Source organism: Planococcus ruber (assembly GCF_022819085.1).
Classification (GTDB): Bacteria; Bacillota; Bacilli; order Bacillales_A; family Planococcaceae; genus Planococcus; species Planococcus ruber.
Window position 1 is genome coordinate 513,342 of sequence record NZ_JALHAG010000004.1, and the last position, 26,261, is coordinate 539,602.

At 43.4% G+C, this 26,261-nt stretch carries 30 protein-coding genes and 1 other annotated feature; of the genes, 13 read left to right on the plus strand and 17 right to left on the minus strand.

Translation table 11 applies throughout. The features are described from left to right. Positions 1 to 97 precede the first annotated feature (97 nt). Positions 98 to 256, plus strand: a complete 159-nt coding sequence (locus tag MTR82_RS10495) for a hypothetical protein (RefSeq protein ID WP_246808973.1) — start codon at positions 98 to 100, stop codon at positions 254 to 256. Between the two features lie 106 nt (positions 257 to 362). Here the strand turns inward: MTR82_RS10495 and MTR82_RS10500 are convergent, their stop codons facing one another. From MTR82_RS10500 to MTR82_RS10520, 5 genes are all read right to left on the minus strand, one after another. Then, positions 363 to 1,187, minus strand: coding sequence for a leucine-rich repeat domain-containing protein (locus MTR82_RS10500; protein WP_246808974.1), 825 nt, complete (start codon positions 1,185 to 1,187; stop codon positions 363 to 365). Between the two features lie 102 nt (positions 1,188 to 1,289). Next, positions 1,290 to 1,853, minus strand: coding sequence for a hypothetical protein (locus tag MTR82_RS10505; protein ID WP_246808975.1), 564 nt, complete (start codon positions 1,851 to 1,853; stop codon positions 1,290 to 1,292). Between the two features lie 80 nt (positions 1,854 to 1,933). Further along, the gene (locus MTR82_RS10510; RefSeq protein WP_246808976.1) at positions 1,934 to 2,308 is read right to left on the minus strand and encodes a peptidylprolyl isomerase; all 375 of its coding nucleotides are present in this window, start codon (positions 2,306 to 2,308) and stop codon (positions 1,934 to 1,936) included. Between the two features lie 215 nt (positions 2,309 to 2,523). Beyond that, complete coding sequence (locus tag MTR82_RS10515; protein ID WP_246808977.1) at positions 2,524 to 3,192, minus strand: hypothetical protein; 669 nt, start codon at positions 3,190 to 3,192, stop codon at positions 2,524 to 2,526. A gap of 273 nt (positions 3,193 to 3,465) precedes the next feature. Next, positions 3,466 to 4,086 carry a hypothetical protein gene (locus MTR82_RS10520; RefSeq protein ID WP_068869109.1) on the minus strand — a complete coding sequence of 207 codons (621 nt, stop codon included), beginning with the start codon at positions 4,084 to 4,086 and terminating at the stop codon, positions 3,466 to 3,468. A 507-nt stretch (positions 4,087 to 4,593) separates the two neighbouring features. On the opposite strand from MTR82_RS10520, the gene MTR82_RS10525 reads away from it, so the two are divergent. Further along, entirely contained in the window at positions 4,594 to 5,037 is a 444-nt protein-coding gene (locus MTR82_RS10525; RefSeq protein WP_246808978.1) for a DUF4181 domain-containing protein, read from the plus strand. A gap of 208 nt (positions 5,038 to 5,245) precedes the next feature. On the opposite strand, the gene MTR82_RS10530 is transcribed toward MTR82_RS10525, so the two are convergent. From MTR82_RS10530 to MTR82_RS10550, 5 genes are all read right to left on the minus strand, one after another. After that, a complete protein-coding gene (locus MTR82_RS10530; RefSeq protein ID WP_246808979.1) occupies positions 5,246 to 5,713 on the minus strand; it encodes a hypothetical protein in 468 nt (155 codons plus the stop codon). A 98-nt stretch (positions 5,714 to 5,811) separates the two neighbouring features. Continuing rightward, positions 5,812 to 6,093, minus strand: coding sequence for a hypothetical protein (locus MTR82_RS10535; RefSeq protein WP_246808980.1), 282 nt, complete (start codon positions 6,091 to 6,093; stop codon positions 5,812 to 5,814). Positions 6,094 to 6,388: 295 nt separating this feature from the next. Continuing rightward, positions 6,389 to 7,627, minus strand: coding sequence for an MFS transporter (locus MTR82_RS10540; RefSeq protein ID WP_246808981.1), 1,239 nt, complete (start codon positions 7,625 to 7,627; stop codon positions 6,389 to 6,391). A gap of 61 nt (positions 7,628 to 7,688) precedes the next feature. After that, positions 7,689 to 7,944, minus strand: a binding site (T-box leader). An 86-nt stretch (positions 7,945 to 8,030) separates the two neighbouring features. Further along, positions 8,031 to 8,888, minus strand: coding sequence for an AraC family transcriptional regulator (locus MTR82_RS10545; protein WP_246808982.1), 858 nt, complete (start codon positions 8,886 to 8,888; stop codon positions 8,031 to 8,033). Between the two features lie 76 nt (positions 8,889 to 8,964). Next, entirely contained in the window at positions 8,965 to 9,543 is a 579-nt protein-coding gene (locus tag MTR82_RS10550) for a GNAT family N-acetyltransferase (RefSeq protein WP_246808983.1), read from the minus strand. A 155-nt stretch (positions 9,544 to 9,698) separates the two neighbouring features. Here MTR82_RS10550 and MTR82_RS10555 point away from each other — a divergent pair, with 155 nt between their 5' ends. The 3 genes from MTR82_RS10555 (at position 9,699) to MTR82_RS10565 (ending at position 11,918) form a co-directional block, all read left to right on the plus strand. Next, complete coding sequence (locus MTR82_RS10555) at positions 9,699 to 10,040, plus strand: heme oxygenase (protein ID WP_246808984.1); 342 nt, start codon at positions 9,699 to 9,701, stop codon at positions 10,038 to 10,040. 238 nt (positions 10,041 to 10,278) lie between these two features. Then, positions 10,279 to 10,722, plus strand: coding sequence for a MarR family winged helix-turn-helix transcriptional regulator (locus MTR82_RS10560; protein ID WP_246808985.1), 444 nt, complete (start codon positions 10,279 to 10,281; stop codon positions 10,720 to 10,722). After that, positions 10,719 to 11,918, plus strand: coding sequence for an MFS transporter (locus tag MTR82_RS10565; RefSeq protein WP_246808986.1), 1,200 nt, complete (start codon positions 10,719 to 10,721; stop codon positions 11,916 to 11,918). The genes MTR82_RS10560 and MTR82_RS10565 overlap by 4 nt, the downstream gene beginning before the upstream one ends. Positions 11,919 to 12,101: 183 nt before the next feature. Here the strand turns inward: MTR82_RS10565 and MTR82_RS10570 are convergent, their stop codons facing one another. Beyond that, entirely contained in the window at positions 12,102 to 13,151 is a 1,050-nt protein-coding gene (locus tag MTR82_RS10570; protein ID WP_246808987.1) for an NAD(P)/FAD-dependent oxidoreductase, read from the minus strand. Between the two features lie 133 nt (positions 13,152 to 13,284). Here MTR82_RS10570 and MTR82_RS10575 point away from each other — a divergent pair, with 133 nt between their 5' ends. From MTR82_RS10575 to MTR82_RS10590, 4 genes are all read left to right on the plus strand, one after another. Further along, positions 13,285 to 14,076, plus strand: coding sequence for an ABC transporter ATP-binding protein (locus MTR82_RS10575; protein WP_052649651.1), 792 nt, complete (start codon positions 13,285 to 13,287; stop codon positions 14,074 to 14,076). A gap of 3 nt (positions 14,077 to 14,079) precedes the next feature. Continuing rightward, complete coding sequence (locus tag MTR82_RS10580) at positions 14,080 to 15,006, plus strand: iron-hydroxamate ABC transporter substrate-binding protein (RefSeq protein ID WP_246808988.1); 927 nt, start codon at positions 14,080 to 14,082, stop codon at positions 15,004 to 15,006. Positions 15,007 to 15,090: 84 nt separating this feature from the next. Next, the gene (locus tag MTR82_RS10585) at positions 15,091 to 16,089 is read left to right on the plus strand and encodes a FecCD family ABC transporter permease (protein WP_246808989.1); all 999 of its coding nucleotides are present in this window, start codon (positions 15,091 to 15,093) and stop codon (positions 16,087 to 16,089) included. After that, a complete protein-coding gene (locus tag MTR82_RS10590; RefSeq protein WP_246808990.1) occupies positions 16,086 to 17,093 on the plus strand; it encodes a FecCD family ABC transporter permease in 1,008 nt (335 codons plus the stop codon). The genes MTR82_RS10585 and MTR82_RS10590 overlap by 4 nt, the downstream gene beginning before the upstream one ends. Before the next feature lie 41 nt (positions 17,094 to 17,134). Here MTR82_RS10590 and MTR82_RS10595 read toward each other — a convergent pair whose 3' ends face one another. Then, positions 17,135 to 18,136 (minus strand): EAL domain-containing protein, encoded by a 1,002-nt coding sequence (locus tag MTR82_RS10595; protein WP_246808991.1) that lies wholly within the window; start codon positions 18,134 to 18,136, stop codon positions 17,135 to 17,137. Positions 18,137 to 18,326: 190 nt separating this feature from the next. Between MTR82_RS10595 and MTR82_RS10600 the strand changes: the two genes are divergently transcribed. Further along, positions 18,327 to 18,740: a DUF4395 domain-containing protein gene (locus tag MTR82_RS10600; protein ID WP_246808992.1), complete on the plus strand. Its 414-nt coding sequence runs from the start codon at positions 18,327 to 18,329 to the stop codon at positions 18,738 to 18,740. A 44-nt stretch (positions 18,741 to 18,784) separates the two neighbouring features. On the opposite strand, the gene MTR82_RS10605 is transcribed toward MTR82_RS10600, so the two are convergent. The 5 genes from MTR82_RS10605 to MTR82_RS10625 form a co-directional block, all read right to left on the minus strand. Next, the gene (locus MTR82_RS10605; protein WP_246808993.1) at positions 18,785 to 20,047 is read right to left on the minus strand and encodes a glutamate-5-semialdehyde dehydrogenase; all 1,263 of its coding nucleotides are present in this window, start codon (positions 20,045 to 20,047) and stop codon (positions 18,785 to 18,787) included. Further along, entirely contained in the window at positions 20,048 to 21,172 is a 1,125-nt protein-coding gene (proB, locus tag MTR82_RS10610) for a glutamate 5-kinase (protein ID WP_246808994.1), read from the minus strand. It abuts the gene before it with no gap. Positions 21,173 to 21,433: 261 nt separating this feature from the next. Continuing rightward, the gene (locus tag MTR82_RS10615; protein WP_246808995.1) at positions 21,434 to 21,904 is read right to left on the minus strand and encodes a FixH family protein; all 471 of its coding nucleotides are present in this window, start codon (positions 21,902 to 21,904) and stop codon (positions 21,434 to 21,436) included. An 18-nt stretch (positions 21,905 to 21,922) separates the two neighbouring features. Continuing rightward, entirely contained in the window at positions 21,923 to 23,302 is a 1,380-nt protein-coding gene (locus MTR82_RS10620; protein ID WP_246808996.1) for a PepSY-associated TM helix domain-containing protein, read from the minus strand. Between the two features lie 88 nt (positions 23,303 to 23,390). After that, positions 23,391 to 23,969 carry a DeoR family transcriptional regulator gene (locus MTR82_RS10625; RefSeq protein ID WP_246808997.1) on the minus strand — a complete coding sequence of 193 codons (579 nt, stop codon included), beginning with the start codon at positions 23,967 to 23,969 and terminating at the stop codon, positions 23,391 to 23,393. A 229-nt stretch (positions 23,970 to 24,198) separates the two neighbouring features. Between MTR82_RS10625 and ytvA the strand changes: the two genes are divergently transcribed. The 3 genes from ytvA (at position 24,199) to MTR82_RS10640 (ending at position 26,240) form a co-directional block, all read left to right on the plus strand. Continuing rightward, positions 24,199 to 24,993, plus strand: coding sequence for a YtvA family blue-light photoreceptor (gene ytvA / locus MTR82_RS10630; RefSeq protein ID WP_246808998.1), 795 nt, complete (start codon positions 24,199 to 24,201; stop codon positions 24,991 to 24,993). 77 nt (positions 24,994 to 25,070) lie between these two features. Beyond that, positions 25,071 to 25,661, plus strand: a complete 591-nt coding sequence (locus MTR82_RS10635) for a hypothetical protein (protein WP_246808999.1) — start codon at positions 25,071 to 25,073, stop codon at positions 25,659 to 25,661. Positions 25,662 to 25,787: 126 nt separating this feature from the next. Next, positions 25,788 to 26,240, plus strand: a complete 453-nt coding sequence (locus tag MTR82_RS10640; protein ID WP_246809000.1) for a MarR family winged helix-turn-helix transcriptional regulator — start codon at positions 25,788 to 25,790, stop codon at positions 26,238 to 26,240. Positions 26,241 to 26,261 lie beyond the last annotated feature (21 nt).

Here is a 26,261-nt window from a genome sequence, read left to right on the forward strand (position 1 = left end):
AATATTAAAGGATATTTTATTGAAAAATTTCCCATTCATTAGCTTTTATGTATGTTAAAATAACAGAAAAAATAAAATCCTTTATAGGAGGTGTGAGATGAAATATCTTATTCTGTCTATTTTTGTAGTAATGATTATTTGGCCAGTATTGGGTCTTGTGACAGGAGACATGGATTTTGGAGGGATGGGTACCATGATTATTGGAATTTCATTTGGCTTTATTTTGAGAAAAATAAGTGAACCAGAACCGGAATAAAAGAAGGAAATACTCACTCGACTGGTGAGTATTTTTTATTGGTTTTGAATGTAACTTAATTAGGATTATGTTACATTCAATCGCGTCAAATTCGTTCCTCAACTTTCTACACTTCTTTTTTGAAGGTTTCTTGTAATACTCGGAAGCGATCCTCATACTTTTTCATTCTTGATGAGTCTTTTTTTGAGTTTAAGAAAGGCTTTCGTTTTCCAATCACCATGATATCCGAGCCATCGGCAAGCGAAGGCAATCGTACAAAAGCTGAAAATTTATCGCACTTGGTATTTGGAAGGGCAACTGATAGCTTCGCGAATTCCTCTGTTGGAAACTGGTTAGAAATTACTAGCTCTTTAAGCTCTCTTAATTCTGAAATAGGCCACAAAGAATCGTCCAGCACCTTGATGTGCGATAAGCCAAGATAGACAAGATGATGCAAATGCTTCAATGGTTCAAGGTTATCTAGTTTTAACGCATTAGACTCATCTCCCTCAAGTTCCAGGAGTTCGATTTTTTGAGCTTGTGCCAGTATTTGAACTTCACTGAGCTTAGAGAACCCTTTAATGGTGAGTGCCTTGAGGTTGGTATTCTTCGACAAATCCCATAAACGTGTTGCTTTTGTATTCCATTCCAACCCTAAAGTCTGTAGGTTCGACAAATTGCTGAGAAGAGATAAATCTTCCGCCCGCATCTCGTAGACATAGAGCATTTTAGGGTTCACTTGGCCTAAGATCTGATTGAACTCTTTTTGATTGACGGAATGAACCCATAACTTAGTCAATCGGGAAAAGGAAGCAAGCAAATCTATCCCTTTGGTTTTTCCATGGATAAAAAGTTCTTCTGAATTTTGATCTAAGCCATTAAGGTCCTCAACCAAATTAGGCTGGATATCTGCCCGAAACAAATACTGCGGGCTCTTATATACATAATTCATAAGTGAATCCCCCATTTCCTTATTTCTGAATGTAACTTAATTGCTAATAAGTTACATTCAAACCGGAATAAAACAGGTGCTGCTATTACTGAAAATCTGTTACTATTCAGTGTCACTATTCTCTAAATCAAGCGAGTAATCTGCCGATATGTAGGGCGTGAGTTTTCTAGGTGAGTTGTATGTTTCATTCTTCGTAAATAGTGTAAGGCCGACCTCAGATACATCAATGAATGTCTCGACTTTATCAAAATCAAGGTTTTTAAATTCAGTCGGTCTATCCCAATTTCTTGTTGGGACTAGATCCACTTCAGAAATATCTTCTCCAAAGAAAATAAAAACTTCCAATCCATTTAAAACCAATTCAACCGTACTAGTGCAAACCCATTCTAATGTATCAGCCGAATCAATTTCGAGGATATAACCGTCCGAAGAAAATTTATAGTGAGAAATGTTCTTCTCGGAAATATTGGCTTCTATATGTTCAAAAACCACAGATTCCAGTACGAAAAAAACAGGGAAACTACTGATATTCTGAATCAACGTAAAAAGAAAATCCGTGTCCATGTCTCGGATTCCAACATCAATTGATTGAAACATGTCTTTTGGAAGGACAAACGCATTTGTTAGACTAACGTCTGCATATTGGACAAAATATTGCTTTTTCAATTGCTTCCCTCCTACTTAGACTTATAAGCGAATGTAACTTAATTCACATTAAGTTACATTCAGAGCCAACAGAATTATTTTCATAAACCTGAAATATTATCGAATGAAGTAGAGTCACCGTTTATATAAACATCAATTATTTCGTGGTTGGGATCCAATGTTAATTTATAGACATGCTGCTTAATATCATCATTATCACTATTTGATACATCCAATTTTACATTTACCTTATCCTCTTGTGCTTCAAGGTCGGTAGCCACTGTCCCTTTGGTTTGATAAACAATATAAGCGACACTTTCTCCTTCGTTAATCAATTGCAAAGTAGAAGTCGGTTCAATCAGTGCTTGTATATTGTCTGGCACCGTCTCAATCTCGCTAAAACTGAGTTCGGAGTCATTTGAGTTACAGGCTGATAAAAGAACAGATACCAAAATTAAAAGTAATATTTTTTTCATGAATTTTCCCCCTATATTTTCTAATACTAAATCTCAATAACTTTAAATTTTTATTCATTTTGAATGTAACTTAACTGCACTTAAGTTACATTCAAATCCTAGTCTTTAAGCCAACACTTTCAATTGGATTTTGCCGAGAATCTTTTATTACTTCTCCAAATCAATCTTGTCTTCCCTCTTCTCGAATTCTATCTAACACAAAATTTTTTAAGAGGCTATATCCATTCAATACCTATCTCAGCAAATAAAAGTTTACTTTCGTTCATTCCTTCTTCATTTCTTGATCCAATGGCATCTATATCACGTTGACTCAAAGTGATTGCTTCGTTAGGCTTTGCTATTTTCAAGTAAAAGAGTTTTTTCAACAACGCCATTTGCTCTTCCGTAAATTCATATTCTTCTTCACAAGCCTCAAATGCTGCTTCAGGGTCCAGGGATTGAATTTCTAAAAGTTCCCCTCCTCTTACAAGCATTTCATCAAAAAAATGGCAGGAGAAAACCTGATTTCTATCTCCCCACATGGCTGTAGTAATTGAAGGAAGAGTCTCCCCATCTACATCGTCCAGCAAGTACTGGAGCGTTTCCTGCTCAGCGAGTTGGATGACTTTTTCAGGCGCCTGATCTAAATAGTCTTTTGCGCTTAAACTGTCAGACGAAAGTTCATCATTCCGAAATCCGGCTACAAAAAAATCCGGATGAAAGGTTATGGTGCCTCTACTTCCCTGACTGTTATTCATATTACAGTTAAAACCATCCCATGAAATTTCATGGGCAAGCTCTGGAGCATCAGCGATGAAAATAGCATGAGCGATGGATGCCAAAATGCAGCCTTGCCGCAATTCCTCATGTGACCACCCTTGTTCCATGATTAGATATGGAGACAATTTGTTTCCCCCTTTATTTACCTTTTGTAATCACACATTTCCTTTAACTATATTAAGTAAAAGAATGGAAAACCAGTAAGTTTTCGAAAAGAGAACCGTTCGTAAAAGTACACTTACACGAACGAAAGGAAAGAAGCTTATTCCATCACTTCTTTCCTTCAGATAAGCAATTATATGTAACTGGATTTAGTACAATTCATACATAGAAAAGAGCTTATCAATATAGAGAAGAAGCTTTTCGGGCTCCATCTCTTAACTCCAATTTTGTTCGAATTAACGTGCTTCTGCATTCTGAACAATTCCCCTGCCGATACGGACAATCTGCAAAGACGTGAGCCATAGGACCAGTGCAGACCCCAGGCCAACTACCGTCATGTATGCATTTGCTTCATATCCGCCAATCGAAATTCTCTCCGGAATAAAAATCCAGGCGACGAGAGCGATTGCACAAATCAGTCCCCCCGTCAGATGATAAACACGAACGCCGAAAAGTGAAGCCAATGGGAAAAAGTGCACACCAACAATCAACGCCACGATAATTGGAATGAGTTGCGTAATTTGTGTCGCGTTACAAACAAAGATGGCAATTGCGATGGCAATCCCTTCAGCAGCGAAAATAAGATTAAATGCATTGCGCTGTTTTTTTCCGGACTTTGAACCAGCGCTGGTGCCAGAAAACTTCCTTCCCGATCGCAGCAGCAGAAAGCCCGTTGTGCACAAAGCGATTCCGATTAATAGTGCAATGATAAGCAATGCTGTTTGCGTTCCTCCCGGCCATTGCAAACCCATAATGCCAGTGTATGCCCATAATGTGCCGAATATCGCCATGAAAAATACGCCGTTTGCTGTTCCAAATATGGCTGCTTCAGGCGGCATGCGCTTTTCTTCCATCATCTGAATGTCCTCCTCCGTATTGTTTCCTAAGCCTAACTTACATAAATTAGCAGGGATATTTCTCCCTTTTAATATTATATCAAAATTTTCTAATATCTCTTATCTTTTTTTATGTCAGAATAAATCTGCTCGTAAATATACCTTGACGAAAAAACTGGAGAAAAGAGACGCTTTGATTGGCCGCTTTTCTCCATTTTGTGTTCATACAACTTCCGATAAAACACATGATATGTAAACCTCTATCCTTTTGAGATTCAAGCTTTAAAACCTTACAGAACAACGTTTTAAATGTATCTTTCTTTCTAATGGAACCCGTTCTGTACGGTTTTCTAGTGAAATCAATGGAATCAAGAATCTGAATGTAACTTAATTTTTTTAAGAAATAACATTCAAAAATAATAAAAATTTTTTTGCAATTCCCTCTTTTTAGGAAAAATGAAACATTCTAGGGAATAGATTGGTATAGTAATAATAGCTAATTAAACAATCAAGGAGGCAATTTCATGTATGTCATTGACATCGTTCTGGTTAAAATTACTTCTCTTAATTACCGTTTATTTTGTATTAATGGCTTTATTTAATATCATTACGAGGCGTTTGTTAGGAGTCGAAAAACCAAAAGCATTCTCACATAACCATGTAAATGATCAACATAAAAAAATCGATTGGAGTGTTAGGATTTTCTTCATTGTAGTAATGATAGTAGGAGGTTTTCTCAATGTAACAGTGATTCCAGGAGGACCCTATTTATTATTGCAACCCTGGTTTTTATTGTTTGTGCTAATATTTGTTACTGAAATTATAAGAGCAATCATGCAAAGGAATTACGAGAAGAATTCCAATTCTTACGTTTTTACAATCAGTCAGTTAGCTTTTATACTAGTTCTTCTAACTTTATTGTTTGCGACTAACTTTTTCGGTATTATCGAACCAAATGTTCTCACTTTTTGACCTAAACCCCTATAGTTTAAGCTAATAATCAAGTGATCAACCATACAATTCTCATAGAAAAAAGCCTTCTGTTGGGAGGGCTTTTTTCTATGGTATCTAAACAGCCTTGTTATCTATAAGTGTATGTAACTTAATTCACATTAAGTTTCATTCAAAATCAAAAAAAGTGACGGAGATCTTTAACAACTCTGTAATTTAAAGTAGACTATTATCTTTTTTCTTTATTTCGAATAGCAGATAGAATGCCAATGATTACAGCTAGTATATGGGTCAATAAAAAGGTGTAGAGATTAAAATAAATACTATTTGTATACTGATTAAACCAACCAAAACGAAAAATTCGAGAGTCGGGATCAGAAGGCGTTCCTCCCAGTGCAATTATCAATTCATTTGTATATTCAATATTTAAAAACACCAATACTACGATCAATAAAAGTAATAAAGATAATATTAGTGCTTTTATTATCTTTTTCTGTACCTTGTAAAATACTTCTCTGGTCTTTTTAAAGGTGTAAAAATAGCTCACAAAGAAAATGGGGGACAGAAGCAAGATAATTAACATACCAAGATTTCCATTACCAGAAGTTACTTGTGGCTCAATCGTAAACACATTTTCTATTAGATAGAAACCAAGAAATGACAGGAGAACAAAAATAACACCAATGATATCTTTCATTTTCTACTCTCCCTTTTTAAAATTCAGCCATTCTATATTTTATCGAATGTAACTTAACTGCACATAAGTTACATTCAGATTCGCTAATAATCAAAGGTTTATGACACCCCTGTTTCAGAAGAAGTGGAAGAAAATTTTTCATACCTTCTTAAAATAATGCTACATACTAATGCCGTTACTAAAAACGAACCTACATAAAGAATAGGAGAAGGTACATAACCGAAAGCAACATCGCTTCGCAGATTTTCTACATTTGACCAAGCTGCTTCCCAATCCGGTTTATAAGTCATTGTTTTTACGTATCCTACTGCAAAAGTAGTTACGAAATAAATGCCATGGATAGCCGTTGATCCTAGTAAAGCTTTCGAAAATATTCTCATTCCAATTCCCTCCTTCTCTTCTAGATTTTAGTATATCAATGCACCATTGATTCGTATATGGAATATAGATTCTACCTTAACCCTTTATTTGATAAAAATGCCTTTCATATTTTCTTAAATTTTTCTGGTTCAAACCGTTCGTAAAAGTACACGTTTACGAACGGTTAAAAATCAGCTGAACGATGCTTAAAAGAGCGTTCGTAAATGTATCCAATCACTTTACGAACGTTCACTGATTGTCATATACATTTACGAACGGTTCACCGTCCATTTAGAAGAGAAAGCTTTCGCGTTGCTAAGATTCCTTCAAGAAGGCTTTAGCATTCGACTGGTGCTCTTCATTGTGTGGAAAATCGAGCCGCCAAAGAATCAGTGCAATCACTACTATCCCGAAACAACCGATAATGACAGCCAACCGGATGGAAAAGAAATAAGAAACTGCACCAAATCCTAGAGTCAATGCTATGATGCCCATGGCTTCTAAAAGAGCATAGATGCTGGAAACCCTCCCCAAGATATCTGCAGGAATCTGCTCCTGATAAAACGTCTGAAAACCCGTGTTGGCAAATGCGAGTGCAAATGCCAATACGAAGAAACCGGCAGCAGCCCCGTAGAAAGAGGATGAAAATGCATAAGTTAAATATCCTGCCGCTGTTCCTATAGCACCGATTTGCATTAGAAACGCTACTGAAAGCTTCTTTACAAAAATCGTTGTAAGAATGGAACCCGCGATGATTCCCGCTCCCGCCACGCTGACCAAAAGTCCGTATTCCTCTTCTCTCAACTGCAAAACTTCAATGGAAAACGCGGCTTCCATCGAATCTAAGGCGGTGGCAGCTACCATCAATCCGCTGAACACTAAATACACTCTCGCAACGTTAGAGTTAGACTTGCTGAAAGCAAGGACCATCGCAAGATCTTGCTTTAATAAAGTCCATGAGATTGATTCAGCTTTTTCTCCCTTCACTTTCTTTCCTTCCAAATTCGGCAATAGCGTTACAAGCAGGCCAGACCCCAGCAATGCTGCAGCGTTTATCGCAATCGCGACTTCCACTGAGCTTATGACGAGCAAAACTCCTGCTATTGCCGGACCTAGGAAAAATGCTCCTGAATCTACCAGACTCCGAAAAGAATTGAAGCGTTTCCGCTGTTCCGGTGCCAGCAGCATGCTCACATATACCATAGATGCAGGAACAAAGAGCGCATTTAATATACCTAGTAAGAAAACCAATAAGTAAATCATCTCAAGCGAATGGATGAATGGCAGGAGCCCAATTAGTATTGCCCGGGAAATATCCAAACTGATGATCAGCTGTTTTTTATTGAAGCGATCCACAATACTGCCGCCCCATCCATTCGTCACGAGCATAGCAGCCGGGGCAATCGCATATAAGGCTGCGACTGCAAAAGCAGACCCATCTGCCCTTTGCAAGACACTCAAATTCAACGCGATTAAATAAATCCAGGCACCGACATTCGCAATGCCGATGCTTATCAACAAAATGACCGGATTTCTCCAGTTTGCTTCAGCCATGTAGACCCACCCTTTCGATTTTCATAAAACGCAAAAAAGCCCACCTCCAAGACCTGATTGTCTTGGAGGCGGGATTCGAAAATCGCGGTGCCACTCCAGTTCCTTTAATATGTCGCCATATTAAGCTCATTAAGTACGGCAGTTTTCACTGCTTATACTTTTGCCCTGTAACAGGAGCTCCTGTCGCATCACCCCCGAAAAACGGTTCCGATGCGCTGCTCAGAGATTTGGTTCAGTGACTGGTTCTTGCCCTTTTTCAGCACACCGGGCTCTCTTTGAAGAATTTCCTCACTTACTCTTCTCTTCATCGCATTTGATTTTGCTAATAATAGCATTTAACAAGCTATGTAGTCTATAAATAATTTACGAAAAAAGCGGCTTGGAGGAGCTCCAGCCGCTTTTCTTATTTTTTCAACGGAATCCAAATTTCGGAGTAATAATCATCTTGATAAGCATCACCTGCCGGATAGACTTCCAATTCGAGAGACGGTGCATGTTCATACTGGTTTGATGGAAACCATTCCGAAAAAATTTGTTTCCATACAATGGGCATGGCTTCCGGCATAGCGCCGTGCACTTCGAAAACCGCCCATTTGGCAGCGGGTATTTCTATGGCTGCCAGATTAGCAGGAACTTTGCCAGACGCTTCTACGCCAATCCAATAGTCCATTTTTTTGCCGTCCGCATTTCCATCGCAAATCCCAAGCAGCCCTTTGATTTCTCCATTGTTCAAGCCGACTAACAAGTCGCTTGTTCCATCGGCATTGGCCCTTTCCCACATTTTCGGTATGCCCTTCATATTTTCTCCGTCTACTAAAGAAAATTCTTCCTTGATACCCACCGCCTGAAAACTTTCCCTTTCCACAATACGGTACTTCATTGGACTTGCCCCTTTCAGATTCACCTGGATCACCAGGCGATTATAGGATTTCAGCTCTCCTATATGCTTTCGCGCGTCGCTCGGCGTCACGCCGTGCTGGCGGCGAAAAGCTTTTGTGAAAGCCTCGGGGGTGTCATAGCCATATTTGTAGGCGATATCGATGATTTTATGGTCTGTGCTCGCTAATTCGTGTGCAGCCAAAGTCAAGCGCCTGCCCCGCAAATACTCGCCTACTGACATGTCGGTCAAAATGGAGAAGGTCCGTTGAAAATGAAACCCGGAACTCTTCGCTTCGCGTGCAATGTCTTCCATGCTGATCGCTTCCGTCAGATTCGCTTCCATGTAATCGATTGCCTGCTGCAGTGATTCTACCCATCCCATATCGCTCACCCCTTGCTTCTATCTTATCGGGCTCTTTCCCGTTTCTCCTGTCATTTTATGCTTTCATCGGACCGTTTTAAAATTCCTCTTTTAACATCGAATACTGCGCCAAATCGACGAGCTCCCCTTTTAGCCGGAAATGCTGTCTAGCCACACCTTCCAATTTCATTCCCACTTTTTCGAGTACGCGCTGCGATTGGACATTCTCGGGCACAATCGGGGCTTCGATTTTATTCAGCTGCATTTCCGTAAAACCGAATTCGGCTAAAGCCTTCACTGCTTCTGCAGTTAATCCTTGCCCCCAATGATGATCCGACAAGGTGTAGGCGATTTCCGCTCTTGCATGTTTCGGAAGCCATTTCACAAAATCGATGGTCCCAATCATTTTCCGGTCTGTTTTCAATTCGATTGCCCATGTCAGTTTGTTTTTCTGACGGTAAGCATTCAACACAAACGTGATAAACGCTTTGGAATCTTCAATGGTTCGATGTGCTGCCCAAGGCATAAAACGCGAAACTTTCGGTTCGGAAGCATACGCAAATAAATCTTCCGCGTCACTTTCTTTTATCCCTCTTAAAATCAGGCGTTCTGTTTCAATACTTGGCAAATTTCCATAAAATTTTTCAGCGTTCATGCACTCTTCCGTTCTCCCCATCCTTGCACCCCCTTGAACTTATTCTTCCAATTATATGATAAGTACCGGTTTTTGGGCTACGGCCTTATGCTAAGAATAGATTCCTCTTTATTCCTTCGTTATAATTGAAAAGAATTATAGAATGAATATAAATCAACTTAAAGGAGACCTGCCCAATGTATATCGTAACGAACCGCATCAAAATGCAACCTGGCTTTGCCGAAAGAATGGCGCCAAACTTCACTCGCCCAGGTGCTTTGCAGCAAATGAAAGGTTTTGTAAAAGTCGAAGTGACTGTTACGCAAAACCTGACAGAATATGATGAGCTGAATGTCAACATGTACTGGGAAGACCTTGAAAGCTTTGACGCTTGGAAAAACAGCGACGCTTTCAAAGAATCCCACAAACGTCCGGAAACGGATTCCAACGAAACGCCAAAAGAATCGCCAATGCTTGGCAGCGAATTGATCATCACCAAAGTAGCTTCTACCATTGAAGCAGCGCCAGCTGAACAATAAAAAAGATCCGAAAGCCATTTTCTTTGAGGCTTTCGGATTTTTTTATGGCTTAAAATTATTTCAAACCAATGCAGCTTTTCGCTCCGGTTTATGATTCCGTTTTCAAGCACTTCGGATCCAGAGCAGATCCTCCAACAGAAGAGAATCCCCTAAAACACTGGACACAGCTAAACGGATTTGCTAAACTAATAAAGTTACTTTAGCTAACCATTAGCTTAGCTAACTATATTTAAAAGAGGTGTTTCCAATTAAAACATTCCAGGAATTTTTCCAGCAATATTTGCTGATGTACCGTCCTTTTGAAAGCCAGCTGAACCAGGAGCTTGGCAAACATGGCATACACAGAGCCCAGTGGACCATTCTTTATTACTTAGTCAATGAAGGGCCTTCCACTCTCGTTGAACTTGCCCATTATCAGCGCGTCGAAAAGCCGACGATGACACGCACGGTCAGCCGCTTGGAAGAGCTGGGGTATGTCACCCATATACCAGGCAAAGACCGCCGGGAAAAACGCATGCAGCTGACAGCAGAAGGCGAAAAAGTATACGAACAGGTGCGGATCACCGTTGATGCGTTCGAACAGGAAATTCTCAATGGGATTCCGGAAGAAACGCAGCGGCTGATTATCGATGCGATGAAAACAATCCGCATGAATCTAATCAATAAGGAGTCAACAAAATGAACGAAAACAAACCGAAATTATGGACCAGGAATTTTATCGCCGCTTCCGGCATCAATTTCTTTCTTATCCTGATCTTCTACCTATTAATGGTCACCATTGCTACGTTTGCGGTTAAGGAATATGGAGCGACGACAAGCGAAGCCGGCCTCGTAACCGGGATCTTCATCATCGGCACCTTGATTGGGCGCTTGGTAATCGGACGCTATATTGATAAGATCGGGCGCAAACGGACATTGATCATTGGACTCATCCTTTTCACAGCAACCAGTCTTTTATACTTCGTGCATCTCGGTACCGCATTCCTGATTGTTACCCGGCTGCTGCATGGCATGACACTCGGTTTAGCGAGCACTGCTGCCGGAACAATCGTGGCGCAAATCATTCCCATGTCACGAAAAGGGGAAGGGATCGGCTATTTCAGTATGAGCGCTACCATGGCTACTGCCATCGGACCGTTTATCGGGCTGTTCATGAGCCAGCGCACCACTTTTGAAACCATCTTTGCAGTTTGCCTTGCTCTAGGCGTTATTAGTTTCTTTATTTCCTTATTAGTGCAAGTTCCGCCGTTGGAAGAAGCACCAAAAGCAGACGATTCGAAAGGCTTTAAGCTTTCAAACTTCCTTGAACCGAAAGCGATTCCGATTGCCGTCATTACGTTAGCGGTCGGCCTTTGCTATTCAAGCGTTCTCTCGTTCATCAATTTCTATGCCATTGAAATTGACCTGGTCGACACAGCGAGTTTGTTCTTTGTGGTCTATGCGTTAGCGGTGCTTGTCTCCCGTCCGTTCACTGGACGTTTAATGGATATTAAAGGTGCCAATTACGTCATGTATCCGGCGTTCATTCTTTTCGCTGCAGGCCTGTTCCTGCTTAGCACCGCGGGCAATAGCGTAGCGTTATTGTTATCCGGTGTATTAATCGGACTGGGCTTCGGGAACATGCAGTCCACGACGCAGGCTGTGGCAGTTAAGCTGACGCCTTCGCACCGGATGGGGCTTGCCACTTCGACGTTTTTCATCTTTATGGATGCGGGACTCGGTTTCGGGCCTTACGTATTGGGCTTCATCATCCCGTTGATCGGCTATAGCTCCACCTATTTCATTTTGGCTTTTGCAGCGCTCGGTTTTGCTGTGCTCTATTATTTCCTGCACGGCATCAAAGAACACAAAGCCAACCGCGCCACTCTTGCCCAATAAATGAAAAAAGTTTGGTTTAGAAACTCGATATTTTGCAAAACAGCTGCAAAGCGAATGGTTTTCCCGGCTTATTGCGGGAAGCAAGTCCATGGCGCCGCAGTGCGGATTCCAGAAGCAGATACTCGAATCCAACTGGTTTCTCAACAATAAAAGAGGCTCCTCATCAGAGGAGCCTCTTTTCTATTAAGACATTAATTGTTTCACGAGTTCTTTATTGCGTTTTTTGAAGACATCGTTGTGCGAGGAAACCATCGCGATGCCGTTTGCATCCGGCTCGATGTATTTCTTCGCTTTGTTGACCGCATTCGCCGCATCCTGGAAAGTGCCGGCAATGAGGTTCAGTTTGCCTGGGTGCTGCAGGATGTCGCCTGCTGCGTAAAGTCCGGGAACAGATGATTCGCTGTTAGCGTTGCCTGAGATGTAATAGCCGTCCGCAATTTCAATATCCAGATCGCTTTCTTCCAATAACGTAGCATCGCGTTCATAGCCGTGGTTGATGATGACTTCATCAATCGGCAATAAGGAAGTCTCGCCGGTTTCCTGATTCGTCAGTTCCACCAGCTCAATCGCATCGCGTCCATCCGATGCAATCAATTTTGTGATAGTGGTGTTCAGAAGGCAATGAGCTGAGCTGTTCATCAATTGTTTAACTTGCGCTTCGTGGCCAGCCAACTCACCTTTTCGGTATGTGACGAAAACTTTTTCAGCAATCGGCTCCAATTCGTTTGCCCAGTCCACTGCGGAATTGCCGCCGCCGGAAATTAAGACAACCTTATCTTTAAACCGTTCCAGGGATTTTACTGTATAATTTAAGTTTGAGACCTCGAAACGTTCCGCACCTTTGATTTCGAGTTTCTGAGGGTTCAAGATTCCGCCGCCGACGGCAACGATTATGGTTTTGGAGAAATGGATTTCACCTGATGAGCCTGTCAGTTCGAACAGGCCCTGTCCGTTGCGTGAAATCATTTCCACTTTTTCATTCAGCACGACCTCCGGGTTGAAAGTCAGGCCTTGGGCAACGAGCTGGTCAATGAGCTTCGCGCCTTGAATCGGCATTTGCCCTCCAACATCCCAGATCATTTTTTCAGGATAAACGTGAATCTTTCCTCCTAATTGCGGCTGATATTCAATTAATTTTGTTTTCATTTCTCTCAACCCGCTATAGAAAGCTGAATATAATCCAGCCGGACCTCCACCGATAATCGTTACGTCGAAAACCTCTTGCTCCCTCACGTGATCACTCCCGTTCGCATATTTTCAATTGACATTGAAAAAATTTCATCTTATAGTATGTATTGTACCGAAAATGATAATCATTATCAATTGATTTGTTGATAAATTTTTGAGAAATGGAGGGCCTTCAATTATGGTTCGTCTCTTTACAGAGGATTTGAATGTAAGTTATGGTGAGCGATTAATCGTAAAAGACTTAAGCATTGAAATTCCGGATAAAAAAATCACGACAATTATCGGCTCGAATGGCTGCGGGAAATCGACGCTTCTGAAAACGATTACGCGCATTATTTCCCATCAATCAGGTTCTGTTGTACTGGATGGCGGCAATATTGCCAAGGAAGGCACCAAAGCATTGGCGAAAAAGATGGCGATTCTTCCCCAGACGCCGGAAAGCGCCAATGGATTGACTGTCGGAGAGCTGGTCTCCTACGGACGCTTCCCTTACCAAAAAGGATTCGGCCGCCTTTCGAAAAAAGATTATGAAATCATCAATTGGGCACTCGATGTCACCGGCACACAATTCTTTAAATACCATCCGGTAGATGCTTTATCGGGCGGGCAGCGCCAGCGGGTCTGGATTGCGATGGCTTTGGCTCAAGAAACGGAAATGATTTTCCTCGATGAACCGACCACTTACCTGGACATGGCCCATCAGCTTGAAATCCTTGAACTCCTTGAAAAGTTGAATCGTGAACAGCACCGCACCATTGTAATGGTACTCCATGATTTAAACCAGGCTGCCCGTTTCGCCGACCACATTATCGCCATGAAAGATGGCCAAGTGGTCAAAGCCGGAAATTGCCATGAAATCATTACACAACCTGTTTTAAAAGAAGTGTTCCGAATCGACGCTGAAATCGGCCTGGATCCGAGAACGCAAAAACCGATGTGCATTACGTATAATTTAATAAAAGGGGCTTAAATCATGTTAAAGAAATTAATCCTTCCATTCTTATTGATTATGGTCATGCTGCTGGCAGCATGCGGAAATGATGAAGCAAAAGATGAAAATACAGCAGATGCACCGAAAGAGGAATCCGGCACAATCACGTATGAATCTGAAAACGGACCAGTCGAAGTACCGGCAGACCCGCAGCGGGTTCTTGTATTGTCTACATACGCAGGTGACGTGATGGCGCTTGATGTGCCTTTAGTCGGCGTCGATTCCTGGTCAAAAATGAATCCTCGTTTTGAAAAAGATTTAGAGGGCGTGGAAGAAGTTACAGATCAGAACTTGGAAAAAATCATCGAATTGGATCCGGATTTGATCATCGGCTTGTCTACCATCAACAATATCGATAAACTGAAAGAGATCGCGCCAACCGTGACTTTCACTTATGGCAAACTCAGCTACCTTGACCAGCATTTGGAGATCGGGAAGCTTTTGAACAAAGAAGAAGAAGCGAAAACCTGGATTGAAGATTTCCAAAAACGCGCACAGGAAGCTGGCGAAGAAATCCGTGCTGAAATCGGTGAAGATGCAACCGTTTCTGTCATTGAAAACTTTGACAAGCAACTATATGTGTTCGGCGATAACTGGGGCCGCGGCACCGAAATCCTTTACCAGGAAATGAAATTGAAAATGCCTGAAAAAGTTACTGAAATGGCATTAGCTGACGGATTCTATGCTTTGTCTCAGGAAGTGCTTCCTGAATACATGGGAGATTATGTGATCTTCAGCAAAGACAGTGAACAGGACAACTCATTCCAAGAAACCGAGTTGTTCAAGAATACGCCAGCTGTGAAAAACGGCCAAGTATTTGAAGCCAATGCAAAAGAATTTTACTTTAATGATCCTATTTCATTGGAGTATCAGCTTGAGTTCTTCTTGGAGAATTTTTTAGGCAAGTAATTTAGAATCTGGACCATACCAAAAAGAGGGATTCTGCTTATGAGAATCCCTCTTTTCACTCTATAACAGAAATGATGGTTGACTATGCCCGGGAAAATGTCTTTTTCTATCAAAATTATATTGAGCCTCGCTGTGTTCGTCCTCATGTTTGTGGCTTCCATCGTCTTTGGAGCAGCAGATATCAGCTTGAAAGATGTGGGGCTTGCCCTCTTCTCAAATGTCTCGAATGACAGCATCGCCATCATCCAGGAAATCCGGCTGCCGCGTGAGCTGGCAGCGATTGTTGTCGGTGCCGCTCTTGCCGTTTCCGGCGCCATGATGCAGGGAATGACCCGGAATCCTTTAGCGGATCCCGGACTGCTTGGGCTTACAGCAGGAGCCAATGCCGCTCTGGCGTTGACGCTGGCGTTCATTCCATCTGCGAATTATTTCTGGATTACGGTTGCCTGCTTTATCGGAGCCGCTGCCGGCGCCGGCATCGTCTTCGGACTTGGCGCATCCAAGCGCGGCGGCTTTTCGCCTTTCCGCATTGTTCTCGCTGGAGCCGCCGTGTCCGCATTCCTTGCCGCTGTTGCGGAAGGAATTGGGCTTTATTTTAAAATTTCAAAAGACGTTTCTATGTGGACTGCAGGCGGATTGATCGGTACCTCGTGGGGCCAGTTGCAGATTGTCGTGCCATTTATTGCCGTTGGGCTGATCATCGCTTTGGTCCTCGCCAGACAGTTGACAATTTTAAGTTTAAGCGAAGAAACGGCGATTGGCCTTGGCCAAAAAACCGGCTTCATCAAAGCCGTGCTGTTTTTCGGCATTACCATTTTAGCCGGGGCTGCAGTGGCCCTTGCCGGAAATATGGCTTTTATCGGGTTGATGATCCCGCATATCGTCCGTGCGATTGTCGGAACCGATTACCGCTTCATCATCCCGATGTCCGCCATTGCCGGGGCCATTTTTATGCTGTTCGCTGATTTGCTTGGACGCACGATCAATGCGCCTTTTGAAACGCCGGTGGCTGCCATCGTTTCGATTTTCGGCTTGCCGTTCTTCTTATTCATTGTCCGTAAAGGAGGGCGAGCTTTCTCATGATGCAGCCTGCTTTATTGCGAAAACAACGCATATTGATGATTATTCTTTTAGCCATGATCCTGATTACCATTGTTCTGGGATTAAGCCTGGGCTACTCTTCCATTCCGATTGACCGTCTGCTTCCTGCTTTTCTTGGAAACGGAACGTTCAAAGAAGATTTCATTCTATTCTCCATCCGCTTGCCGCGCATTCTAATCACCTTGCTTGCAGGCATGGCGCTGGCACTCTCCGGTGCCATCCTTCAAAGCGTGACGCGGAATGATTTGGCGGACCCCGGCATCATCGGCATCAACTCCGGAGCTGGGGTTGCCATTGCGGTTTTCTTTTTGTTCATCCCAGTTGAAGCCGGTTCTTTCGTTTACTTAATGCCGGCTGTCGCTTTCTGCGGCGCATTGCTTACCGCTGTGCTGATTTACGTGTTTTCCTATAGCCGCCAGTCGGGCTTGCAGCCGGTGCGCCTTGTATTGACAGGGATCGGCTTTTCCTTAGCTTTGTCAGGCGTCATGATTGTCTTGATCTCCTCGACGGAGCGGGAAAAAGTGGATTTCATTGCAAGCTGGCTTGCCGGCAATATTTGGGGGGCGGATTGGCCGTTCATCTGGGCATTGCTGCCTTGGCTGCTCATTTTGATCCCTTTCACTTTGTATAAAGCGAATAAGCTGAACATGCTCAGCCTTAGCGAACCGGTTTCCATCGGACTCGGCCTTTCCATCGAAAAAGAACGCATTGTGCTGCTGCTTGCGGCTGTCGCTCTAGCTGCTTCTGCCGTCTCGGTAACGGGCGGAATCGCCTTTATCGGCCTTATGGCTCCGCATATTGCTAAATCACTGATCGGTCCACGGAATCAACTGGCCCTGCCGCTCGCTATTTTAATCGGCGGCTGGCTGCTGCTTTTGGCAGATACGATCGGCCGGAATGTGTTGGAGCCTTCAGGCATTCCAGCAGGGATTGTCGCCGCTTTGATCGGCGCCCCTTACTTTATGTATTTATTGCTTAAAAAATAAAACTCTTGAGAAGCAAACGCTTCCCAAGAGTTTTTTCGATTTTATGCGTATACAAGTTCTGTTCTCGGTTCGGCTTCCGGCTTGCCGAAATAATAGCCTTGGAATAATTCATAGCCTTTCTCTTTCAGCCAATTGAAATCTTCCTCGGTTTCCACTCCTTCAGCTAACGGCACAGAACCGACAGCAATCGCTTTTTCCAAGAACGACAAAGCGACTCTCTGTTTGCCCGCTTCCTCTGCGACGCCTTGCACATATTGCATATCGAGCTTCATGTATCTCGGTTTTAGCTCGGCCAGTACTTCAGCTGTGCTGAATCCTTCGCCCACATCATCCAAGGCATAACTGAAGCCTTTTTCCTTGTAATAGGTAAGAATTCTCTTTAAATGATCCAAATCGTCGACTTGTTCGGTTTCAACCACTTCAAACACAAGCTGCTTCGGATCCACATTTAATTGATTGGCCAAAAGCGTCGTTGAGCGCAGGCAGAATTCCGGAGAATAAATCGATGTCGGAATGAAATTGATAAAAGCTTTTTTATCTTCAAGCTTCGCTGCATACTTCACAGCGGTCATTCGGCATACCCGGTCAAGGGCGTACAAGCGGCCGCGGCTTTTAGCAGCCGGAAAAATTTCATTCGGATAAATCATTGAGCCGTCTTCGTTTTGGAAACGCGACAGCATTTCATACGCGAAGATGGTTCCATCCCCGTTAATAATCGGCTGGTAATGGCAAGTGATCAGCTCTTTTTTAATGACATTGTCGATCCATTGCATATCCATGACGGTTTCAATTTGAGAAAAAGGCTTCCATTCTTCTTTGTTGATGCGGAATTCCACCAGTTCCGTTGCCATGAAGTGCTCGCAAAAATCCATGAACTCTTTTGCGCCTGATTCAGGAATGATAAGGCCTTGCTCTTTTTCTTTTACCTCTATATCTCTTCTCACTAGATGCTCAATGACTTGCGGCAAAATCGACTGATTCAATTCGCCTTCGACTTTAATTTCAAACTTCAGTTCGTTAACGGAACAGTTATTGCATTCCAAATTAGGAAGCCTCCCTTTTCTTGTATAACTTGAGTCTACTTCAAAATACCTAACTAAAGAAAGTATTTTGTACCCAATGTGCTGGAATTTTTTTAAATGGCAAAATATATTACCAAGGGACAGAAAACAAGCACCTTTATTTATTCCGAGTAAACAACCTGGTATACTAATCGAAAAAGGAGGTCTTTCTTTGACTATCCCAAAACCCCTCGTGCAAACCAATCAAGCTTTTATCGTTTTGACCGTCATACTAGCACTCGTTTTCCATAAAGCCCTTTTGCTCCTTCCTTTTGCAGTTGGAGTTTACACGTTGGCCACAAAATCCAATCCCGTTATCCGTTTCAGTAAACGATTTTTGAAACGTCCCCCTATGTCTTATATTCAGGAAGACCGGGACCAACAGTTGTTCAACCAATGGATCGCTACGATCTGCCTTGGTTTGTCGCTTGTGTCTTTCGCTTTCGGTTTTACGGTAATGGGCTATGCTTTTAGCATCATGGTCGTTTTGGCCGCAGGGGTGGCCCTTCTCGGCTATTGCATCGGCTGCACCATCCGCTACCGTTATATGATGTGGAAGCACAATCGCGCGAAAGCGGCAAATTGAAAAAGGAGCTGTCCCAAAAGCATGTGGGACAACTCCTTTTTCATTTATTTGGTTTGGCCATTTCCTTTAATCAAGTATTTTGTGGACGTTAACGCCGGCAGCCCCATCGGCCCTCTTGCATGCAGCTTTTGGGTACTGATGCCGATTTCTGCACCGAAGCCGAATTCAAAGCCATCAGTAAACCGCGTCGAGGCATTATGATAGACCGCCGCTGCGTCCACTTCCATAAAGAATTGTTGAACATTTTCCGGCGTTTCTGAGATAATGGCTTCCGAATGTTTCGTTCCGTATGAATTGATGTGCCGAATCGCTTCGTCCACCGCATCCACCACCTTCACCGAAGCTTCAAGGCCGAGGTATTCGGTTCCCCAATCCTCTTCGATTGCCGGAATGACGTTTTCCCATTGCTGGACAAAAGAATCGCCATGAATCACAACGGCTTTTTCCTGCAAAGCTTCCACCAATTTCCCGAGATGGGCGGCTGCCCAATTTTTCTCCACTAAAATCGTTTCACAGGCATTGCAGACAGAGGGACGCTGCGTTTTCGCATTAAGTGCTATGGCAATGGCCATTTCCACATTCGCCGTTTCATCAATATAGACATGGCAATTGCCTGCCCCTGTTTCAAGAACGGGAACGGTAGAGTTTTCCACCACGGTCTTGATCAGTTTCGCGCTGCCTCTTGGAATCAGCACATCCAAGTGAGAATTCAGCTTGAACATATGGGATGCGGTTTCCCTGCTCGTATCTTCGATCAATTGAACGGCATCCACCGGCAGCTCGCTTTTCGCCAGCGCACGGTGAATCGCGGCTACTAAAGCTTTGTTGGAATGGATGGCGGTCGAACTGCCGCGAAGCACCACAGCATTTCCGGTTTTCAGGCAGAGGCTGGATGCGTCAACTGTTACGTTAGGGCGCGCTTCGTAAATCATGCCAATGACGCCAAGCGGCACACGGATTTTGGCCATTTCAAGTCCATTCGGCTGCTCCCAGGATTCCAGCACTTCTCCGACCGGGTCTTCCAATTGGGTTAATAAAACCAGCGCATCCGCCATGCCTTTTAAACGGCTTGCATCCAATTGGAGCCGGTCAATCAGCGAATCGCTCATTCCCGCATGCCGGCCGGCAGCGATATCTTTTTCATTTTCAGCCAGCAGGAAATCCTGTTCCTGCAGCAATTGGTCTGCCATCAGCCGCAAGGCCTTATTTTTAGCTTCCGTGGATTGTTTCGCCATTTCAGCAGCCGCCTTTTTGGCAAGAGCTGCTTTTTCTAAAAGATCACTAGTTTTTTGAAGAACTTCACTCATTCACATCTGCTCCTTTCGGGTAGCGCTGAACCATTGGTCTCGATGGATAACAACTTGCCTTTTCCCTGTTTTGGTTATGACACGGGCTTCTTCGCTGCACAATCCTTTAATTTCCGCTAAATCCTCCGAGGAGAAATTCACTTGCCCTTTGCCGATCACTTCACCGGCCGGATTTAAGACTTCGACGACATCATCCGCTTTGAAGCGCCCGCCAATTTTTGTAATGCCCACCGGCAGCAAGCTTCTTCCTTGCGCTGAAATCGCTAATGCGGCTCCGTCGTCCACTTCGATTTTTCCCGTCGGCATCGAATGGAGCGCCAGCCATTGTTTTGAATTCTTGACTGTAGCCTGCGGATCGTCGCCAATGTATGTGCCGTCTCCTTTGCCTTCCCAAATATCCACCAACTTGCCGCTTCCTGAGCCGGTGCCGATAAAGACTTGGGAGCCGAGTGCCAAAGCCGTTTGGGCTGCTTCCACTTTTGACTTCATCCCGCCGGTCCCGACAGAAGACCCTTCGCTCGAAGTCGCTTTGATCAGCTCGTTTGGAATTTCCGCCAAAAAATCGTATCTTGCGGCTTCCGGATTGACGCGTGGATTATCCCGGTAAATGCCGTTTACATCCGTTAAAATGATGAGCATTTGCGCTTGGACCAATCCGCTGACAAGTGCAGACAACATATCATTGTCTCCGAATGTAAGGCCGTCTACGGACACTGAATCGTTTTCATTGATGATAGGCAGCACATTGCGTTTCAGCAATTCCGTTAAAGTGGCTGTGGCATTTTGGTAAAGGTCTTTTGCGAGCAGGTTCTGCTTCGTCAACAATAATTGAGCGGACACAATGTCGTGCTTTTTGAATTCCTGCGAGTAGGCGTGCAGCAATTGCCCTTGGCCGACAGCAGCGGCTGCCTGTTTTCCGACAATGCTGACCGGGCGCGACGTGTAGCCAAGATCGGTGAAACCGGCTGCAACTGCCCCGGATGAAATTAAAATGACATCATGGCCCAGCGCTTTTAACCGGGCAAGCGCCTGAACATGTTCCTGCAATTTTTCCAGGCACAGCCCGCCGTTTTTGTTCGTCAGCGAGCTGCTGCCGATTTTCACTACGATTCTTTTCTTTTTCACGCACCGACACCACCTGTTTGTATTCCGAGACTTTTCTGAAAAAGAATAATAGCATTATTATGCGTTATATTGAATTTTTAGTCAACACTATACTAGAAATCATTTCGGATTATTTCTTTTATTTTCTGGCTTTTCGACAATTTCAATTTACCTGTTATGTATATTTATTCTTTTTCAATGCATAATGAAAGCCTGAGAATGACTTTCTCAGGCTTTCGTAGAAATGGAATTATTATTTGTTGAATTCGCACCTAAGTACCTTCAATGATGGTGTCCCGGAACTTCCTGCTGAGTTGGAGCACCTTGTTTTAAGCTTTCCATTTCCTGTTCGGACAATTCACCAACAATGAATTGCCGGACCGGGCTGACCAGCGAACCTTCGTTGCCGGCATGGACTTCCAGGTAATACAGGCCATCTTCTTTAAATCGGATATCCATCTGGTAGACGCCATTTCCGATTTCTGCCGCTTCTTCCATTGGATAACGGACTGAATGATCCTGTTTCCAAATTTCAAAATGGACAAACCCGGCGCCTTCCACCGGTTTTCCGTCTTGTTTTAAGATAGCCTTCACTGTCTGTGTGGTTTCTGCCGACAGCGACTTCGGCATATCGACTTCCACTTGAAGCGGCTTTTCTTTTTTATATAAGTCTGCCGCATCCTCGCTTGCAGAACAAGCGGAGAGAATGCACAAACTGCTAAAGAGCAACAGCAGCAAACGAATTGATTTCATCTGAATCTCCCTCTTTCACTAAGCATTCAACCATCGCTTAACTGCAGGCACGCGCTGGATGATTGCCCAATCCACAAGCCAGACAATCAGGATCGACAATCCGACCAATGGGAACAAAATCCCCAAGCCGATCATTAGCGCCAAGAATGGTTTTGTCTTGAAGATGGCCGGTGCTTTCGGAGCGCCTGACCCCTTGTTCGGTTTGCGTTTCCACCAAAGATAAATGCCGGTGAAAACGGTGAAAATCACTCCTAGGCAGATGGCTAAACTGATTAACTGGTTAACCAACCCAAACTGCGACCCCTTATGAAGCGTAATTCCCCATGCCACTATTTTTCCGATGATGCCGTAATTGTCATACCGGTAATCGGCCAAAACAGCACCTGAGTATTGATCGATGTGCATCGTCGCTTCATCCTGTGCTTTCGGCGGGAAGACTGACAAAGTATAAACCCCGTCTTGCTCTTGCGGAATGAAAATCGAGTATCCCGGATAGATTCCTTGCTGATCTGCGATTTCCACTACTTTATCTATTGGCATAGGAATCAGTCCCTGCACAGAAGAAAGCGGGACATCCAATGTTTCTGCTGCCCATGGAACTTCTGCAATTTCCTGGGTCTCGATGTCTGAAGATGGAGCGTCCCCGATCCATACTGATGGCGGATAGCCTTCACCGGAATTTGTGATGATGGCTTGGAAATTGGTTCCCCAAAAGCCGGACCACGGCAAGCCGGTCATTACTAAAAACAGAAGACCGCCCGTTACCCAAAAAGCCGGTACAGCGTGTAAATCGCGCCGAAGGATTTTGCTGCCTTTTCCAAAGCGGGGGAATAATACGCCGCCGAGGCCTTTCCGCTTTTTCGGAAACCACAGGAAAAAGCCTGTAGCCATCAGCACAATCGTCCAGCAGGCAGCTAACTCTACAATGCGGTCGCCAAGCGTATCCGCCATCAGCTCCCCATGGATTTCTTCGATTTTATCCATGATTCGGTCGTCGTCTTTTAATTCACCAACCGATTTGCCCGTATAAGGATCCATGAATACCGTAAGCGATTCTCCATTTGAACTGACCGTCACTTCGTTGGATCGCGCTTCATCTTCTCCGGGACGGTATTTGGTGACAATTGCCCCTGAATGCAAAGCTTGCACTTCCTCTAGCTGCGCCGATACAGATACTTTATCGCCTTGAGGCTCCACTTGGTAATAATCCGCGTATAGTACATTCTCAATCTCCGCCTTGAATAGATAAATGGATCCTGTTACTGCCAATAGCACGAGAATCGGTGCAAAGATAATGCCCGCATAAAAATGCCAACGCCAAATGGTTTTATGGAGCTGATTATTTTTTGAACTTTTTTGTGCACCAGCAATACCTTTTTGTTCTTTGTTTTCTTCCATTTGGTTTTCCTCATTTCAGAAACTTACAGATTTCCGGTGAATTCCTGCAGTTTTATTTTTTACTTTATCTAACGGAAGAAATCCCGTTTTAGATCTCTTTTTTGCTGCAGCAATGTCCGCCGCCCATCTCTTTGGCTAAGCGTTCCACCGCTTCTTCAAAGGGATAACTCTCACCGCTGAACCCAAGCTGGAAGCGGTCTGCCTGGCTGCTGTTTGCAAACGGGATCAATTGTGGTTCACAGCAATTGAGTTTAATCTCCGCGTTCATTAAAAAACTTCCTGTTTTCGCATTAAAGGTTATATCCGTTAAATAATCTTTGCCGATGACATAGGCCACTTCATCAGCAATGTCGCGATAACGCAGCAGCCCGCAATGAGCGCAGCAAGCCTGTTCTACCTGATGATTCTTTTTGATCAGTTGGAATGCTAAGCGCGTATCTGCTTTTTTAAAACAATAAGAACATGTATCTGCCGCAGTGGAAACCGCTGTTTTTAGCGCTACCCCGTTCGACGTCTTTTCCACTTTCTGCTCTTCGACGAGTGATTGTATATCCCGGTACACTGTCATTTCTGATGTGCCTAATCGACTGCTGATGGCGGAAACTTTTAATGCCCCTTCTTTTTCTAACCAGTCTAGTATTTGTTGCTGCCGTTCAATAGGAAGCATGGCTTGTCCCTCTTCTCATTTATAATTTTTGCTCTTAAGTTTCATCTTAAAAGAAAGGCTATGAAAGAACTAGTACTTCTTGTTGATAAATGTGAATTTATGATGAACATTCACAATCCCTTGTTTCCAGTTTGCTGAAACCTCTCATATTCTGTAGAATTTAATTTATCTATAAAATTGAAATAGTTGAAAACAGTATGCGAATCCATAATAGACTGGAGTAATCTTCATGAAAAATTTAACCCCTGAAACACAAATTGCTATTTTTGAAGCAATGTTGAATGGCAGTCGTGTAGCGACTGTTGTGACAGATCCGCAGCAGCAAGATAACCCGATTATTTATACGAATAAAACTTTTGAAAAACTGACCGGCTACTCCCGTGAAGAGTCAATCGGACACAATTGCCGCTTTTTGCAAGGGCCGGAAACGGATCAAGCAGCGATTCAGCAATTAAGAGATGCCATTGCCAACAAAGAGCAAACTACTGTGACCATAAAGAACTTCCGTAAAGACGGTACAGCTTTCTGGAACCGTTTGAATATTGAACCTATAACTATAGAAGACCATCTATACTTCATCGGAACCCAGACAGATGTTTCAACTGAAGAATATCAGCGCCTTTTGCTTGCAGAAAAAGAGGACGAAATCAATCGTCTGCTGCTGCCGATTTTACCCATCCACGAAAACTTGGGTGCTGTCTCATTAGTCGGCAAAATGAATGAAGAGCGTTTTACTGTTTTAACTGAAAAATTGAGTGAATACGTCCAAAAGAATGCAACCCGCCATATCATTATTGATATTTCCGGCGTCATTTGGGAAGAAAGCTTCTTATATGTCCGGCTCTTAATGATTCAGGATGTCCTTCGCCTAATGGGCGGAACTTTGTATATTACCGGCATCACACCAAAGACTGCTATCGAAATCTCCAGCATGCAAGCACCTGAGCATTCCCTTCGGACGTTCTCGACCGTTCAGCAAGCGATTGAAACCGTGATGGGTGCTAACGGAAAACTGAACAACTAAAACAACTAGATAAATCAGAAGCCTTAATCCTTTCGCAACCAACGAGGGATCAAGGCTTATTTTTAAGGAGGCTGTTTATGTTTTCGAACGACGACTTGCAACAATTGGTTGCCGGAAGAATCATCAGCGATCAATTCCCATACGATACTCGGGACGAAAAGGAAGTCAGCGCCCATATTAACCGATTGTTCCACCGGATCTGCAGAATTCCGAATGTGGTGTGCGAAGCCGAATGGAATCATTTCGGCAGCGGCTATGCTTCTTTTGTGGAGTTTTTCTGTTATCGAAACGAGGATGTTTCTGTCATTCAAGAAAAAGCAACGATCCGTGAGGAAAAAAGAGAAGGCTTGATTATTGATATATGCCGATTGGCCCCCGCAGCCATTTTAGGTGGAGATGTCCGTTATCGAACCATCGACAGAAGGACAGGCGAAGAAATCAGCGGAGCATACGGCTCCCTTCTGGACGGACCAGAACGATTAAACGTGCCGGAGAAATTACAGCCTCTTGCTTCTCAATTGGTCCAAGCATTGAAAGAATTTGGCTACGAAGAAATGGAAGCCGAAAAGCTTGGTGAACTTCTCCCATTTCAGGGCCGGATTCCCACCCTTTATCGCAAGCCGAAAGATTACTTGATACTTGATGCTTTCTTTTATTGGGAAGACTGACTGGATTTTTTGCTTGATTATTAATTCATAAAAAATACGATTACGATTGCAATTGATCTTAAAATGAATTAAATTGAATCTAACGTATTTTTTGTTGCATTTGCAACAAAAAGAAAGGCGGCAGCCATGAAAGAAATTCTTCGGGAAATTGGGATGATTTCCAGAGCATTGGATTCCATCAGCAATATCGAATTCAAGGAATTGAATCTGACAAAAGGGCAATACCTCTATCTGGTCCGGATTTGTGAACATCCCGGCATCATTCAGGAGAAGTTGCTGGAACTGATTAAAGTTGACCGTTCCACCGCAGCCCGGGCCGTTCAAAAGCTGGAAGCTAACGGTTTTATCGAGAAACGCGAAGACCCGCAGAATAAAAAAACGAAAAAGCTGTTTCCTACTGAAAAAGGGAAAGCAGCTTATCCTTTTATCAAAAAGGAAAATGTCCATTCGGATCGTATGGCTATGGATGGATTTTCAGAAGAAGAGAAGGAAATGGCATTTTCCTTACTCCAACGTATCCGAAAAAACGTGGAAAAAGACTGGGAATTCGTGAAAAAAGGACATAAACGAATTTATTAATCCGGAAAAGGAGTGGCGGCT

Excerpts from the sequence above, each read along its gene's own strand:
- MTR82_RS10550 (WP_246808983.1), bottom strand. The coding sequence starts at position 9,543 with ATGGGGAGAACGGAAGAGTGCATGAACGCTGAAAAATTTTATGGAAAT.
- ytvA (WP_246808998.1), top strand. The coding sequence starts at position 24,199 with ATGAAAAATTTAACCCCTGAAACACAAATTGCTATTTTTGAAGCAATG.
- MTR82_RS10590 (WP_246808990.1), top strand. The coding sequence starts at position 16,086 with ATGATGCAGCCTGCTTTATTGCGAAAACAACGCATATTGATGATTATT.
- MTR82_RS10530 (WP_246808979.1), bottom strand. The coding sequence starts at position 5,713 with ATGAAAGATATCATTGGTGTTATTTTTGTTCTCCTGTCATTTCTTGGT.
- MTR82_RS10510 (WP_246808976.1), bottom strand. The coding sequence starts at position 2,308 with ATGAAAAAAATATTACTTTTAATTTTGGTATCTGTTCTTTTATCAGCC.
- MTR82_RS10580 (WP_246808988.1), top strand. The coding sequence starts at position 14,080 with ATGTTAAAGAAATTAATCCTTCCATTCTTATTGATTATGGTCATGCTG.
- MTR82_RS10605 (WP_246808993.1), bottom strand. The coding sequence starts at position 20,047 with ATGAGTGAAGTTCTTCAAAAAACTAGTGATCTTTTAGAAAAAGCAGCT.
- MTR82_RS10545 (WP_246808982.1), bottom strand. The coding sequence starts at position 8,888 with ATGGGATGGGTAGAATCACTGCAGCAGGCAATCGATTACATGGAAGCG.
- MTR82_RS10520 (WP_068869109.1), bottom strand. The coding sequence starts at position 4,086 with ATGATGGAAGAAAAGCGCATGCCGCCTGAAGCAGCCATATTTGGAACA.
- MTR82_RS10625 (WP_246808997.1), bottom strand. The coding sequence starts at position 23,969 with ATGCTTCCTATTGAACGGCAGCAACAAATACTAGACTGGTTAGAAAAA.
- MTR82_RS10535 (WP_246808980.1), bottom strand. The coding sequence starts at position 6,093 with ATGAGAATATTTTCGAAAGCTTTACTAGGATCAACGGCTATCCATGGC.
- MTR82_RS10540 (WP_246808981.1), bottom strand. The coding sequence starts at position 7,627 with ATGGCTGAAGCAAACTGGAGAAATCCGGTCATTTTGTTGATAAGCATC.
- MTR82_RS10565 (WP_246808986.1), top strand. The coding sequence starts at position 10,719 with ATGAACGAAAACAAACCGAAATTATGGACCAGGAATTTTATCGCCGCT.
- MTR82_RS10555 (WP_246808984.1), top strand. The coding sequence starts at position 9,699 with ATGTATATCGTAACGAACCGCATCAAAATGCAACCTGGCTTTGCCGAA.
- MTR82_RS10615 (WP_246808995.1), bottom strand. The coding sequence starts at position 21,904 with ATGAAATCAATTCGTTTGCTGCTGTTGCTCTTTAGCAGTTTGTGCATT.
- MTR82_RS10640 (WP_246809000.1), top strand. The coding sequence starts at position 25,788 with ATGAAAGAAATTCTTCGGGAAATTGGGATGATTTCCAGAGCATTGGAT.
- MTR82_RS10635 (WP_246808999.1), top strand. The coding sequence starts at position 25,071 with ATGTTTTCGAACGACGACTTGCAACAATTGGTTGCCGGAAGAATCATC.
- MTR82_RS10585 (WP_246808989.1), top strand. The coding sequence starts at position 15,091 with ATGCCCGGGAAAATGTCTTTTTCTATCAAAATTATATTGAGCCTCGCT.
- MTR82_RS10575 (WP_052649651.1), top strand. The coding sequence starts at position 13,285 with ATGGTTCGTCTCTTTACAGAGGATTTGAATGTAAGTTATGGTGAGCGA.
- MTR82_RS10525 (WP_246808978.1), top strand. The coding sequence starts at position 4,594 with ATGTCATTGACATCGTTCTGGTTAAAATTACTTCTCTTAATTACCGTT.
- MTR82_RS10620 (WP_246808996.1), bottom strand. The coding sequence starts at position 23,302 with ATGGAAGAAAACAAAGAACAAAAAGGTATTGCTGGTGCACAAAAAAGT.
- MTR82_RS10495 (WP_246808973.1), top strand. The coding sequence starts at position 98 with ATGAAATATCTTATTCTGTCTATTTTTGTAGTAATGATTATTTGGCCA.
- MTR82_RS10500 (WP_246808974.1), bottom strand. The coding sequence starts at position 1,187 with ATGAATTATGTATATAAGAGCCCGCAGTATTTGTTTCGGGCAGATATC.